Below are 13,921 nucleotides of genomic sequence, written 5' to 3'. Positions count from 1 at the left end.
CGAGGCGAACGCAATGGACACGATCGACACAATCGACGAAAGCACGCTGCAGGGCCAATTGAAGACGTGGCGCCGCCATCTGCACCAGTATCCCGAGACGGGATTCGAGGAAGTGAACACGTCGGACTACGTCGCGCGGATCCTGACGACGCTCGGGCTCGACGTGCATCGCGGAATCGGCGGCACGGGGCTCGTCGCGAACCTGACGGCCGGCACGGGCCGGCGCGCGATCGGCATCCGCGCGGACATGGACGCACTGAACATCGCGGAGCACGCGCCGGGCCGCGAACACGTATCGCGCACGCCGGGCAAGATGCATGCGTGCGGGCACGACGGCCACATGTCGATGGTGCTCGGCGCCGCGCGGCTACTGGCCGAGCGCAAGGATTTCGACGGCACGGTGCGCTTCATATTCCAGCCGGCGGAAGAGCATGGCCGCGGCGCGAAGGCGATGATGGCCGACGGGCTGTTCGAACGCTTTCCGGTCGACGCGATCTTCGGCGCGCACAACATGCCGGGCATGCGCGCGGGCACGTTCTCGACACGTGCGGGCGGCATCATGGCGAGCGAAGACAATTTCGTGATCCGGATCGACGGGCGCGGCACGCATGCGGCGCGGCCGCACATGGGCATCGATCCGATCGTGATCGGCGCGCAGATCGTGCTCGCGCTGCAGACGATCGTGTCGCGCAATCTCGACCCGGGTCAGCAGGCGGTGGTGTCGTGCACGGAATTCATCACCGACGGGCTGCGCAACGTGCTGCCGTCGACCGTGACGATCAAGGGCGACACGCGCAGCTATTCGCGCGACGTGCAGGCGCTGCTGGAGACGCGGATGGCCGAGATCGCCGAAGGGATCTGCCGCACGCATGGCGCGACCTGCACGTTCGAGTACACGCACGAGTTCGCGCCGACGGTGAACTCGCCGGAATGGGTCGATACGGCCGTGCAGGCCGCCGCGCACGTCGCGGGCGCCGACGCGGTGAACGCCAACGTGCAGCCGATGATGATCTCGGAGGATTTCGGCGCGTTCCTGCAGGCGGTGCCGGGCAACTTCGTGTTCATCGGCAACGGCGAGGCGGCCGGGCAGGGCGGCGTGCCGCTGCACAACGCGGCGTACGATTTCAACGACGAGATTTTGACGATCGGCGCGCGGTATTTCGCGGAAGTGGCGCGGCGCGCGTTGCGGGCCGCGTAGCGCGACGGGGGCGGGTCGCTGCGTATTCGGTTCGCTGCGCGCGCGGCGCCACTTCGTCATCGACGCCGCATCGATGCGCGAGCGCACCGGCTTGCCGGCACGCCGAGAATCCTCCGTCGTCGTATTCGATCAACCGGCCAGTTCGCCCAGGCACGCATCGAATTGCGCGACGAGCCGGTCGACATCGTCCGCCGTCGTTTGCGGGCACACGAGCATCATGTTGTGGAACGGCGTGATCAGCACGCCGCGATTCAGCAGGTACAGGTGCACGATGTGCTCGAGTTCGCTGTCGAGCTGCGCGCCGGCCAGCGTGCCGTTGCGCGGCGGCACGGGCGCGAACTGAAACTCGGTGCGCGCGCCGATGCGCGTCACGCACCACGGCAGCCCGTGTTTCGCGATCGCCTGTTCGAGGCCCGTCGCGAGCCGCGCGGCGAGTTCGAACATGTGCGCGTACGCGGCGTCGGTCGCCACTTCGGCGAGCGTCGCGCGCATCGCGTGCATCGCGAGCATGTTCGCGGTGAGCGTCGTGCCGATGCCCGAATGGCCGGGCGGCGCGTTCAGCTTCGCCGCTTTCGCGCGCTCCGCGAATTCGGCGCTGAACCCGTACACCGCGCACGGCACGCCGCCCGCGATCGGCTTGCCGACCACCAGCATGTCGGGTTCGAGACCGTGCGCGACCGCGTAGCCGCCGGGGCCGCTGCTGATCGTGTGCGTCTCGTCGATCACGAGCAGCGTGCCGTGGCGGCGCGTCAATTCGCGCGCGGCCTCCCAGAAGCCCGCGTCGGGCAGCACCATGCCGATGTTCGTCATCGCGGGCTCGGCGAGCACGCATGCGACGTCGCCGTCCTTAAGCGCCGCTTCGAGCGCGGCCAGATCGTTGAATTCGACGACGCGCGTGTTCGCGAGCAGATCGTACGACTGCCCGAGCAGGCTGTCGCGCTGCACCGGGCGGCCGTCGACGAGATCGACGAACACGTCGTCGACCGTGCCGTGATAGCAGCCGTTGAACACGACGATCGTGTTTCGGCCGGTCGCCGCGCGCGCCCAGCGCAGCACGAAGCGGTTCGCGTCGCTCGCGCTCAACGCGAATTGCCACACCGGCAGCTTGAAGCGGCGCGCGAGTTCGCGCGACACCCACGCGGCGTCCTCGCTCGGCAGCATCGTCGTGTAGCCGCGCGTGGCCTGCTCGACGAGCGCGCGGGCGACGGGTTCGGGCGCATGGCCGAACATCGCGCCCGTATCGCCGAGGCAGAAATCGACGTAGCGATGGCCGTCGACGTCGGTGAACGTCGCGCCGCGCGCTTCCTTCACGTATAGCGAGAACGGGGTCGACCAGTCCTGCATCCAGTGCAACGGCACGCCGAACAGCAGATGCTCGGACGCTTCCGCGGACAGCGCGCGGGAAACCGGCATGGCTTCGGTGAACGCGCGGCGCTCGCGATCGAACAGCGCGCGGGCGCGGATGAGGTCGACTCCGTGGTGGGTAGGCAAAGGCAGCTCCTGGGCTGTGGGAATGGGAAACGATAGCGCGGGCGGTGGGGGGCTGAACAGAGGCGGAATTACCGAAGCGGGTGGGCGACGGGCGCGACGCGGCCCGCGCGGCAGCGCGATTTTCGGGCGATTTCCATTTGATTTTGAGATAGCACTGGTGAACTGAAACGGATACGGGTTGTGAAGGTTTGCATGGATTTTTATCCGCCTGCGCCCGACCTATCGTTGTTGCAGGCCGAGTGCGGCATCGACGCCATTCAGGCGTGGGGCCCGGCGACGCGGCCTCGGCGCGGTCGGGATCGGCACCGGCCGGCCCGTTCGATTGCACGGACGGGTGGTGCATTGAATTCCGCGACAATCTTGCCGGCTAATTTCGAGATAAAGGAATTCCGGATTTTTTCCGTAATGGTGGGAGTTGGGTGCGTGAAGTGAGCCGTTTTTCGACGATCGGATTTTAACCATCAGGATGCGAAACCACACCATGAAGACCTCCAGACATCTCGTCGCACTCGCCGTGAGCATTGCATTGATCGAGGTCGCCCATGCGGGCCAGACGTCGCCGCAAGCGGTCGTCAAGACAATCCGCCTGACCGCGCACATCGGCGACATCCTGTTCGTTTCGCAGCCGGACGATGCCGCATACGGCCTGGTCGAATTGAACGACACGGACGGCAAGCAGCAGACGTTCGCCGCGGCGCTGCCGATCCGCGTACGCACGACGAATCCCGATATCAACGTCACGTTGTTGCAGCCGCTGCGGTTCTCGAACGGTCGCGACGACATGGCCCATGCGAAGGTCGTGCTGACGGGCAAGGCGAGCAGCGCGGAAATCGCGCCCGGCGCCGCCCACGCGCTCGTGGCGACGACGCGGGGGCGCGACGGCTTCGACGGCTATGACGAAACCCGCATGCTGAAGGTCAGCGCGCAAGCGCCGGCCGCGAGCGCGGCGCCGCCGGCCCGCGGAAGTTATCGCGGCGATCTGATGCTGGTGTTCGAGCCGGCTGCGTCGGCGGGACGCGAGCCGGCGACGGCGCCGACTGCGGTAGCGGGCGAGTAGGAAAATCGCCTTGGAGCACATCGTCGGCCGCGCGATCCAGTTGAAGTTGTTGCGCATAAACATACGACAACATATCTCTAAAGGCTGGTTAGGCGAGGTGAGTGTGCGCACACATACCGCACGAAATGTCAGAGAAAACAGGGTAAACGACAAATACGTGTCTTCCATCGATCGCGTCTAGACTGCGCAATGTAGTACGACGACGTATAAATCATGATCCGCCGCCCGGCGCATCGATACCCTTACCCTGAAGGAGTGCCCATGGCCGCCCCTCGCCGCCGTTCGTCTTCGCCCGTCCGATCATCCACCCCGAAACGGGTATCGCGCCGCGCCTTCATCGGCTGGACCGGCGCACTCGCCAGCGGCGCGATGTTCGGTGGGCCGTTGACGGCCACCCGGGCGCTGGCGGCGGGCACGACGCCCCATGCGTCGGCGGTCGATCTCGTGTGGGGCGAGCACGGCGCGGCGGCGCGCATCGCCGCGTCGCTCGCGCACGTGTCGCGGCTCGCGCGGCACGGTCGCGACTTCGACGTGACGCACTACGGCGCGCGCCCGTGCGCGACGGTCGCGCAGACGTCGCCGTGGCCGGTCGCGAAATCGCCCGTCAGCCCCGGTTCCGAACTGACGACCGCGCCCGGCGCATTCGATTCGCGGCCGGCGTTTCTCGCGGCGATCGACGCGTGCCGGCGCGAAGGCGGCGGCCGGGTCGTCGTGCCGGCGGGCACCTGGTATTGCGCGGGGCCGATCGTGCTGCAGAGCAACGTCACGTTCCATCTGAGCGCGAATTGCACGATCTATTTCAGCCCGAACCCGGCCGACTACGCGAAGGACGGCCCGGTCGATTGCGGCGCGAACGGCCGGCTGTATTACAGCCGCTGGCAGGCGAACGATTGCCTGAACTACGGCGCGCCCGTCTACGCACGCAACGCGACGAACATCGCGCTGACCGGCGAAGGTCCGACGTCGGTGCTCAACGGGCAGGCAACGACGCCGTTCTCCGGCAGCGGCGCGAACAGCGTCTGCTGGTGGACCTACAAGGGTACGTCCGGCGCATACGGCGCGAGCGCGGCGGTGCCGGCCCAGAATGGCGCGAACCCGAACAACGTCGACCTGCGGATCGTCGCGCCCGCGATTCCCGACGCGCTCTATGCGATGCTGACGTCGCCCGTCACGCCGTGGCAGCAGGACCAGAACTACCTGCCCGCGCTGTCCGAGGCCGGCGTGCCGGTGGAGAAGCGGATTTTCGGACTGGGCCACTACCTGCGGCCGTGCATGGTCGAATTCATCGGCTGCACGAACGTGCTGATGGCGAACTACCAGACGCAGAACACGCCGTTCTGGCAGCATCATCCGACCGCGAGCCGCAACGTCGTGATCCGCGGCGTGACGACCAACAGCATCGGCCCGAACAACGACGGCTTCGATCCGGATGCATGCATCGACGTGCTGTGCGAGGACTGCACGTTCAACACCGGCGACGACTGCATCGCGATCAAGTCGGGCAAGGACCGCGACACCGAATACGGGCCCGCGAAGCGGCACCTGATCCGCAACTGCACGATGAACAGCGGGCACGGCGGGATCACGCTCGGCAGCGAGATGGGCGGCGGCGTCGAGCAGATCTATGCGACCAACCTGTCGATGCTGAACGCAAACTGGCAGACCAATCCGCTGAACATCGCGATTCGCGTGAAGACCAACATGAACCGCGGCGGCTACGTGAAGGATTTCCACGTGAAGGGCGTCGCGCTGCCGAACGGCGTGACGCTGAAGGGCGGCGGCTACGGCAGTGCGCTACTCGCCGGCAGTCCGATCAACGCGAGCGTGCCGCTCGGCGTGGTCACGCCGTCGGCCGGCAACCCGTCGGCCGCGCAGGGCGGCATCGTCACGTTCGACTGCGACTACCAGCCGGCGAGCGACGCGGTGCGCACGCGGCCGCCGGTCGTACAGAACGTGACGATCGCCGACGTGAGGGCGAGCAACGTGACGCTGAACGGCGTGACCGCATCGTGCTTCCAGGCGATCGTCGCGCAGGGGCCGGTCGCGTTCGACTACAACGGTACGCCGCCGGCGCCGGCCGTGCAGCCGATCTCCGGCGTGACGATCAGCAACTGCGACTTCGGCACGCCGGTGGCGTCAGGCACGCCGACGGTCACGTCGCCGGGGCCGATCTACGCGTTCAACGTGAGCACCATGGCGCTCACGAACGTGACGATCGCCGGGCAAGTCGTCGACACGACGATCACCGACAAGCGGTGAGAAAGGCAACGCGCCGCGGCGTTCGCGTGCAACCGGCCGGTGCCCGCACGCGAACGCCATCAGGTTACGCCAGCGTCTTGATCATGTAGTGCTCGTCGTAGAAGCGTCCATCGACGAACATCGAGCGCGGCTCCGTGCCGAACCGCACGAACCCCTGCGACGCATACAGTCGCTCCGCGGTACGGTTGACCTCGTTCACGCACAGCATCAACTGGCTGCATCCCCACGCCTGAGCCGCATGCGCGGTCGCGCTGTCGAGCAGCGCGTGCGCGATGCGTTGCCCGCGATACGCGGCGTCGACGTACACGCCCCAGATCGTCGCCTTGTGCGCGATCTTCGTGCGTGCGTCGCGGCGTACGCCGGTGATGCCGACGAGCGTGTCGCCGTCGAACGCGCCGAACACGGCCTGAACCTGCGTCGGCGTGAGGCGCTTCGCGAATTCGTCGACCGGCACCTGCGATTCTTCGTCGAGCGTCGGCAGGAAGGACGTGGGCGCGGTGTCGACCGCACGCAGGCGGACGGTCTGGAACTGCGCCGCGTCGGCGGCGTCAAGCAGTCGGATCGTGATCGTCATCGGGGGTATTCCGGTCGAGGGCGCGCATGCCGGCGCACCGCTGCCGCGGTCGCGGGATGCATCGTGCTTATCCTAATAGGAATCCGGATGCCGCGTCGCGATGTGCGGTGCGTCGCGCGCGCGGCGCGCACGATCGTGAACGGACAAGACAGTGATGGCGGTACGTCGTACCGCCATCAAGGAGGGAGCGCGTCAAGCGCATGCGCCGTCGCGCCGGTCTGGCGCACGACGTCAAACAAACGACGTGCGCGCGATCGGCTCACGCGCCCGCCGGCGGCATCAATAGCGCGACAGCTGATTGCCGTTGATCTGCACGCGGTCGCCCGGACGCAGGTTGCCCGGCGACTGCACGTCGAACGAGCGCATCGAGCCGTCGCTGACCCGCACGTCGATCCGGTAGCTGCTCGGGCCTTGCGCGGCGCCCATCTGCTGGCCGATCTGGTTGCCCGCCACCGCCCCGCCGAGCGCGCCGATCACGGTTGCCGCATCGCGGCCGTGACCGCGGCCGAACTGGTTGCCGACGAGGCCGCCGACCAGCGCACCGACGACGGTGCCGGCCACGCCCGACGGGCCGACCGAGCTGCTGACCGGCTGGATGTTCGACACGGTGCCGTACTGCGTGCCGTACGGGTTCGCGTATTGCTGTTGCTGATTGCCGTACTGGTCGTAAGGCTGCGATCCGTACTGCGACGGGTTGCCGTATTGATCGTACGGTTGCGGCGCCTGATTCGGATACGCCGGTTGCTGCTGCACGTAACCCGGTTGCGAATACGCGGGCTGCGCATAGCCGGGCGTCGCGTATTGCTGCTGCGGATAGCCGGGCTGCGCGCCGTAGTAGCCCGGCGCGACACAGGCGGTGAGCGGAAGCGCCGCCACGGCGACGAGCGAGGCGAACAGAACGGTCTTCGTGGAAGGCATGCGCATCATGATGGTTCCTGCATCGGCAACGTGTCCGCCGATGGATTCCCGTCATGGGTGGCGAACTCGGCGTGAGTATAAGGAATGGGCGGATGCGCGTCCGGTGCGGCCGGGTAACAACGTGTAAAGTCTGTTGCCGCGTAAATCGCCGGCTGGGCGGCGCGTCGAAGCCCCCGCGCGCAACGGCGCGACGCGGCTTCCCGGCACCCGCGGGTGGGCGATGCGGCCCATGCGCGGCCGCCGACATTCCAGCCGTTTCCACGGCCGGCGAAACCCGTCCCGCGCCCGGCCCGGCGGCCCTGCGCGCCGAGCATCGGGAAATCGAATGCGCGGCATCGCGACATTTAATTGGCCTCGCGCAGCGGCGTCCGATATCGTGGCCGGATTCCCTGCCAACGGTCGCGCCGCGCCGGCCGCGGTTCCTCCCCCTGTCCGCGCCGGTGTCGCGCCGCGACCGCTCCACCTATCAAGCCATGACCGAACGACTCTTCCTCAACGCCGTCGACGCCGGCGGTCGGCCCGTCAACTTCGTCGTCCGTGACGGCCGCTTCGCCGCGATCGGCGCCGATTGCGCCGCCGCGCCCGGCGCGCAGACGATCGACCTCGACGGCCGCGTCGTGCTGCCCGGTTTCGTCGACGGCCATATCCATCTCGACAAGAGCTTCGTCGGCGATCGCTGGGTGCCGCACGAACCGGTCGGCTCGCTGCGCGAGCGGCTCGCGGTCGAGAAGCGCCAGCTCGCGGCCGCGCCGCCGATCGTCGAGCGTGCGAACGCGCTGATCGCGCAGGCCGCCGCGTTCGGCACGATCGCGATGCGCAGCCACGTCGACGTCGATGCGACGACCGGCCTGTCGAACCTGCACGCCGTGATGGCCGCGCGCGAACGATGGCGCGGCATCGTCGACATCGAACTGGTCGCGTTTCCGCAGGCCGGCGTGATCACGTGCCCGGGCACTGCCGAGATACTCGACGCAGCCGTGCGCGAAGGCGCGGACGTGGTCGGCGGGATCGACCCGACGACGCTCGACGGCGACGCGGACGGCCAGCTCGACATCGTGTTCGGCATCGCCGAGAAGCGCGGCGCGAAGATCGACATCCATCTGCACGAGCCGGGCGAAACGGGCATCGCGCAACTGCTGCGGATCGCGGCGCGCACGCGCGCGGCCGGGCTCGGCGGGCGCGTGAACGTGAGCCATGCGTACGCGCTCGGCCAGGTGAGCGACGACGACGTGCAGCGCACCGCCGCGGCACTGGCCGAAGCCGGCGTGTCGATCCTGACGAATGCGCCGGGCGACTGCGCGTTCCCGCCGGTGCGACGGCTGCGCGACGCGGGCGTGCACGTGTTCGCGGGCAACGACAACATCCGCGACGCGTGGTGGCCGTACGGCAACGGCGACATGCTGCAGCGCGCGATGATGATCGGCTACCGGTCGGGTTTCTACACCGACGAAGCGCTCGGCATCGCGCTCGACATGGCGACGCACGCCGGCGCTCGCGTGATCGACAAGGAGAACTACGGAATCGCGGTCGGCTGCGACGCGAGCTTCGTCGCGGTGCGCGCGCCGAATGCGGCGGCGGCCGTCGCGGGCGTGCCGGCCGAGCGCAGGGTATTCCGCCGCGGCGAAAGCGATACGGGCGCACCGCTCACGCCGTCGCTGCGCTTCGCGCATTGACCCGCCCGACCGGCGGCGCGGCACGCGCCGTGTCCGCCTTGCACCGACCGACCCGACCGGAGCCGACATGACGAACCTGCTGATCCGCAATGTGCGCACGCGCGCCGACGCCGCGGTCGATATCCTGATCGAAGGCGATCGTATCGCGCGCGTCGGTCCGTCGCTCGACGCGCCCGCCGGCTGCGCGATCGAGGACGGCGCGCTCGCGTTGGCGCTGCCCGGCCTCGTCGAAGGCCACACGCACCTCGACAAGACCCACTGGGGGATGCCGTGGTATCGCAACCACGTCGGGCCGCGCCTCGTCGATCGCATCGAGAACGAGCGCCACTATCGCGCGACGAGCGGCCACGACGCGGGCGCCGCCTCGCTCGCGCTGGCGCGCGCGTTTCTCGCGGCCGGCACGACGCGCATCCGCACGCACGTCGACGTCGATACCGAAGCCGGGCTGCGCCATCTGCACGGCGTGCTCGCGACGCGCGAGACGCTGCGCGGGCAGGTCGAGATCCAGATCGTCGCGTTTCCGCAATCGGGCGTGCTCCAGCGGCCGGGCACCGATGCGCTGCTGTCCGACGCGCTCGACGCCGGCGCGGACGTGCTCGGCGGGCTCGATCCGTGCGCGATCGAAGGCGATCCGGTGCAGGCGGTGGACGTGCTGTTCGCGATCGCCGCGCGCCACGGCCGCGGGCTCGATATCCATCTGCACGAGCGCGGCTCGATGGGCGCGTACTCGCTCGACCTGATCCTGCAGCGCACGGCCGCGCACGGGATGCACGGGAAGGTCGCGATCAGCCATGGCTTTTGCCTTGGCGATATCGCCGAACGCGAGCGCGATGCGCTGCTCGCGCGGATGGCGGCGCTCGGCGTCGCGATCGTCACGACCGCGCCGGCGGCGGTGCCGGTGCCGCCGGTGGCCGCGTGCCGTGCGGCGGGCGTGACCGTGATCGGCGGCAACGACGGCGTGCGCGATACGTGGACGCCGTACGGTTCGCCCGACATGCTCGAACGCGCGATGCTGATCGGCATGCGCAACGATTTCCGCCGTGACGATGCGCTCGAAGTCGCGCTCGACTGCGTGACGTACGGCGCGGCACGCGGCTGCGGCTTCGCGGATTACGGGCTTCAGCCGGGCAATCGCGCGGACGTCGTGCTCGTCGATGCACTGACGTTCGCCGAGGCCGTCGTCGCGCGGCCGGTGCGGCGCCTCGTCGTATCGTCCGGGAAGATCGTCGCGCGCGACGGCGCGCTGGTCTGAGCGCCGCGTCGCGCCGGTATGATCGGGTTTTCGGCCGGATTTCGGGAGACCACGATGCGACGCACGACCGCGGCACGGGCCGCACGATGGATGGCGGCGGCCCTGTTCGCCGCGAGCGCCGCGCATGCGGTGGCGGCCGGCCCGGCCGACGCGCAGCAGGAAGCCAACCGGCGCGCGGTGCTCGCGTTCTACGAGAAGGGGCTGAACGAGAAGGACGCGGACGCCGCGCTCGCGTACGTCGGCGATCGCTACGTGCAGCACAATCCGAACGCGGCCGACGGCCGCGACGGTTTCCGCAAGTTCGTCGCCTTTCTGCGCGACACATATCCGCAGTCGCACAGCGAGATCAAGCGCGCGTTCGTCGACGGCGACTACGTGATCCTGCACGTGCACGCGGTGCGCGAACCCGGCACGCGCGGCAGCGCGATCATCGACATTTTCCGGCTCGAACACGGCAAGATCGTCGAACACTGGGACGTCAACCAGCCGGTGCCCGAGCAGGCGGCGAACGGCAACACGATGTTCTGACGCGATCCGCGTTGCCCAGGGGCCGTTCTCGTGGCCACCCCAAATTCAAAAATCATTCCAGGGGAATGCCCGAAATCGCCCGCATGGCGGCGTTGCGCGTCACTTGTTTGGCTCGGCCAAACGGCGCTCCTTCCTCCTTGCCTGCGCCCCCGCAAGGAAGTCCCCTTGGGGGACGAGCGATTTCGCGCATTCGCATGTGCGTTCCGTATGTAAACAGACCCTAGCGTCCTTCGAGTTCCAGCATCTTCGCGAGCGTCTTCGTCAGCGCGCCGACCATCGGGTCGGCCGTCGGTCGGTGCAGGATCGCGATGTCCATGTGCTCGATCGGCGCGAAGCCCTGCTTCGCGGTCAGCACCACATGCTCGTCCGTCACGACGCGCGCGGGCAGCACGCTGATGCCGAGCCCGTCCGCGACGGCCGCCTGGATGCCGCTCAGGCTCGACGTCGTGAAGCTGATCCGCCAGCGGCGGCCGCGCTCCTCGATCGCCTTGATCATGTCGTCGCGATAGAGCCCGCGCGGCGGGAACACGACGAGCGGCACCGGGTCGAGATCGATCGACGGATGCTTCGCGCTGTCGATCCAGCGCAGCTTCTCCGGCCAGCGCACGACGGCCTCGCGGCTGTCGCGCCGCTGCTTGATCAGCACGAGATCGAGTTCGCCGCGATCGTACGCGGCGCTGATGTCGCGGCTCAGCCCGCACGTCACTTCGAGCTTGACCTGCGGATGCTCGCGCTTGAACGCCGCGAGCGCGTGCGTCGTGCGGCCCGCCGCGAAATCGTCGGGCACGCCGAGCCGGATCGTCAGCGCGACCGTCGCGCCCGACAGCGCTTCGAGCATCTCGTCGTTCAGCGCGAGCATGCGCCGCGCGTAGCTGAGCACCGTCACGCCCGCGTCGGTCGGCCGCACGTCGCGCGTGCCGCGGTCGAGCAGGCGGTGGCCGGCGATCTCCTCGAGCCGGCGCACCTTCTGGCTGACCGTCGACTGCGTCGAATGTAGCCGTGCGGACGCCGTCGTGAAACTGCCGCAATCGGCGACCATCACGAGCGCGCGCAGCAGATCGATGTCGAACAGGGGTCTATTCATTTCTGCACTTATATGGATAAGAGCATTTCATTTCCAAATGCGTGCGACGATTTTTAACATGACCGGACGGCGCGGGCAATCGCGGTTTCGCCCGACCTGGGCGCGGTATTTCGCGGCGTTCTCGGGGCGCTCGACCCATCGTATCGGCCGCGCGTCGACGAGCGCCGGCACGTCGGGAGGGAACCGGATGTTTTTCAAACGGATCGCGATCATCGGCTCGTTTGCATCGACCGCGCTGCTGGAGGCAAGCATGGCCGGCGACGGCAGCGAGCGGTACGTGCGGATCGTGCAGTTGCGCGTCGATGCGCATGCGAACGTCGATCTTGCCGATTCGAACGGCGTGACGCCGCTGCGGCGTGGGCGGCAAAGCGGGTATCGGGAGGTCGAGCGGGTGTTGGCGGCGGCGGGGGCGCGTCAGGTTTAGCGGCGGCGCGATTTTGGTTCGGGCGTGCCACCGGGGAGTTTTCGCAGGAATGCATCGGCGAGTTCAATGCAATAGTCGAACGACGGCGCGTAGCCGAGTGTCCGAATGTCGTCGAAGCGCGGTCGTACGAAGGCGCGATGCTCGTTGAGCAGACGCAGAAACGTGTCGCGATGCCGAACGAGGAACGCACCGGCTTCGATCAGGCTTCCCGGCTCCCGCTCGATGACCAGGCACAGATCGAACAGGTCCCGCGCAGTCGGACGATCACCGCGGTGCCACATTTTCTTGGCGATGATTTCCGCCGAAGTCTCGACCTTGACGACGCGATCCATCAGCGTCCATTCGTCGTAACCGGGAGACGTCAGATTCCGGGAGACCACGAAGTCGATTTCGCCATCGGGAAGCATCAGCTTCACGAACCCGGCGTGTTCCTCATAATTCGGCGTGATGTCGGACGCGGCATCGCTGATGCGGGGATTCACGTACCCGAGATACTGGGGATCGGGTACGAAGATGTCGACGTCTTTGCTGACGCGATGGCCGTGACGCAGCATGAGGACGGTGCCTCCGCCAAATGTCCAGAACGGATTCGACGTGCCATGCTTCCGTATCTCGTCGATCAGTGTCAGTGCGTGGCGAAAAAGACCTTGCCACGGGCCGTCGGGCAACGTGGATGGTGCGGTCATGCCCACACCTCCCGATACAGATGAAGCTCCTTCGACCAGGCGGCAAGATTTTTCCAGATGGTCCGAAGCGGGGTGCCCGAGCGCTCGGCGGCTTCCTCTGCCGCCTTCACCACGACAGGGAGTGGCACCTCGTCAAGGATGACGGAGAACTGTGATTCGTATCCCTTCGGAATCCGTCCCGTGGTCAACGCCTCAGCCAGAAGGCGTTCGGTCAGTTCGCCCTTGTAGCTGACGTTTGCGCTCACGACGGCTTTGTAAAGCCCGTTTTGAGCCTGTCGCGGAAGTACCAGGAGTTCAATGCCGAGCACACTGAGCAACGGGATGAGCTTGTTGATACCGAGATCCTTGACCTTGCCGGCTTCGAGTTGGTTGATGGTAAGGCGAGACAACCCTGCGAGCTTGGCAAGTTGCGCCTGAGTGAGGTCGAGTTGGGCCCGCCGTTTTGCGACGGCCTGTCCGATTTCATAGAGTTGCATGGCGACCTCCCGACGACGGCTGGGTGCTCTTCAATGTAAGCTATATCTTACATCTCGAGCGTGATGTCGGTGCTGAAAAATTCCTTGGCGGTATAGGGCGTGTTGCCGACCGGTTCGATGGAACATCGGGGAAATGCGTCGCCGTGGTTGACGGTATAGACCGCCACGTCTCGCTGACACCTCGAAAACACGCCTTGCGACAGACGTTTGTCACACGCGGTAAATAACCGAAAATTCCGCAGAAAGGCCTTCAGCGGAGGATTTTCCCGTCTTCTCAGTCCGCATCTTCCATCCGCCGCGC

14 protein-coding genes are annotated in these 13,921 nt (G+C 67.4%); 7 read left to right on the top strand and 7 right to left on the bottom strand.

What is annotated here, in order from left to right; translation table 11 throughout:
* The first annotated feature begins 13 nt into the window (after positions 1-13).
* Positions 14-1,198: a M20 aminoacylase family protein gene (locus CFB52_RS28220; RefSeq protein WP_099318076.1), complete on the top strand. Its 1,185-nt coding sequence runs from the start codon at positions 14-16 to the stop codon at positions 1,196-1,198.
* Between the two features lie 129 nt (positions 1,199-1,327).
* On the opposite strand, the gene CFB52_RS28215 is transcribed toward CFB52_RS28220, so the two are convergent.
* Entirely contained in the window at positions 1,328-2,689 is a 1,362-nt protein-coding gene (locus tag CFB52_RS28215) for an aspartate aminotransferase family protein (RefSeq protein ID WP_099318074.1), read from the bottom strand.
* 481 nt (positions 2,690-3,170) lie between these two features.
* Here CFB52_RS28215 and CFB52_RS28210 point away from each other — a divergent pair, with 481 nt between their 5' ends.
* Both CFB52_RS28210 and CFB52_RS28205 read left to right on the top strand, forming a co-directional pair.
* The gene (locus tag CFB52_RS28210; protein WP_099318073.1) at positions 3,171-3,746 is read left to right on the top strand and encodes a CS1 type fimbrial major subunit; all 576 of its coding nucleotides are present in this window, start codon (positions 3,171-3,173) and stop codon (positions 3,744-3,746) included.
* Positions 3,747-4,007: 261 nt separating this feature from the next.
* A complete protein-coding gene (locus CFB52_RS28205) occupies positions 4,008-6,005 on the top strand; it encodes a glycoside hydrolase family 28 protein (RefSeq protein WP_099318071.1) in 1,998 nt (665 codons plus the stop codon).
* Between the two features lie 64 nt (positions 6,006-6,069).
* Here CFB52_RS28205 and CFB52_RS28200 read toward each other — a convergent pair whose 3' ends face one another.
* On the bottom strand, positions 6,070-6,579 hold the full coding sequence (locus CFB52_RS28200; RefSeq protein ID WP_059582180.1) for a GNAT family N-acetyltransferase: 510 nt from the start codon (positions 6,577-6,579) through the stop codon (positions 6,070-6,072).
* 279 nt (positions 6,580-6,858) lie between these two features.
* Positions 6,859-7,506 carry a glycine zipper 2TM domain-containing protein gene (locus tag CFB52_RS28195; RefSeq protein WP_059581620.1) on the bottom strand — a complete coding sequence of 216 codons (648 nt, stop codon included), beginning with the start codon at positions 7,504-7,506 and terminating at the stop codon, positions 6,859-6,861.
* A gap of 464 nt (positions 7,507-7,970) precedes the next feature.
* Between CFB52_RS28195 and CFB52_RS28185 the strand changes: the two genes are divergently transcribed.
* The 3 genes from CFB52_RS28185 (at position 7,971) to CFB52_RS28175 (ending at position 10,950) form a co-directional block, all read left to right on the top strand.
* Positions 7,971-9,170: an amidohydrolase family protein gene (locus CFB52_RS28185; RefSeq protein WP_099318070.1), complete on the top strand. Its 1,200-nt coding sequence runs from the start codon at positions 7,971-7,973 to the stop codon at positions 9,168-9,170.
* Positions 9,171-9,237: 67 nt separating this feature from the next.
* The gene (locus CFB52_RS28180) at positions 9,238-10,422 is read left to right on the top strand and encodes an amidohydrolase family protein (protein ID WP_099318069.1); all 1,185 of its coding nucleotides are present in this window, start codon (positions 9,238-9,240) and stop codon (positions 10,420-10,422) included.
* 54 nt (positions 10,423-10,476) lie between these two features.
* A complete protein-coding gene (locus tag CFB52_RS28175) occupies positions 10,477-10,950 on the top strand; it encodes a nuclear transport factor 2 family protein (RefSeq protein ID WP_059581627.1) in 474 nt (157 codons plus the stop codon).
* Positions 10,951-11,170: 220 nt separating this feature from the next.
* Here the strand turns inward: CFB52_RS28175 and CFB52_RS28170 are convergent, their stop codons facing one another.
* Both CFB52_RS28170 and CFB52_RS34835 read right to left on the bottom strand, forming a co-directional pair.
* On the bottom strand, positions 11,171-12,034 hold the full coding sequence (locus CFB52_RS28170; RefSeq protein ID WP_059581630.1) for a LysR family transcriptional regulator: 864 nt from the start codon (positions 12,032-12,034) through the stop codon (positions 11,171-11,173).
* Positions 12,035-12,061: 27 nt separating this feature from the next.
* The gene (locus CFB52_RS34835; RefSeq protein ID WP_180278268.1) at positions 12,062-12,286 is read right to left on the bottom strand and encodes a hypothetical protein; all 225 of its coding nucleotides are present in this window, start codon (positions 12,284-12,286) and stop codon (positions 12,062-12,064) included.
* Here CFB52_RS34835 and CFB52_RS28165 point away from each other — a divergent pair.
* Positions 12,285-12,458, top strand: coding sequence for a hypothetical protein (locus tag CFB52_RS28165; RefSeq protein WP_226093803.1), 174 nt, complete (start codon positions 12,285-12,287; stop codon positions 12,456-12,458). The two genes, CFB52_RS34835 and CFB52_RS28165, sit on opposite strands and share 2 nt — an antisense overlap.
* Here CFB52_RS28165 and CFB52_RS28160 read toward each other — a convergent pair.
* Positions 12,455-13,144 carry a nucleotidyl transferase AbiEii/AbiGii toxin family protein gene (locus CFB52_RS28160; protein ID WP_089465869.1) on the bottom strand — a complete coding sequence of 230 codons (690 nt, stop codon included), beginning with the start codon at positions 13,142-13,144 and terminating at the stop codon, positions 12,455-12,457. The genes CFB52_RS28165 and CFB52_RS28160 overlap by 4 nt on opposite strands.
* A complete protein-coding gene (locus CFB52_RS28155; protein WP_089465868.1) occupies positions 13,141-13,620 on the bottom strand; it encodes a helix-turn-helix domain-containing protein in 480 nt (159 codons plus the stop codon). Before CFB52_RS28155 ends, CFB52_RS28160 begins: the two co-directional genes overlap by 4 nt.
* Positions 13,621-13,921: the final 301 nt, after the last annotated feature.

It is taken from the genome of Burkholderia sp. AU18528 (assembly GCF_002223215.2).
Classification (GTDB): Bacteria; Pseudomonadota; Gammaproteobacteria; order Burkholderiales; family Burkholderiaceae; genus Burkholderia; species Burkholderia semiarida.
Note: the sequence above shows the minus strand (reverse complement) of the source record. Positions and strands in the feature narration are given on the sequence as shown.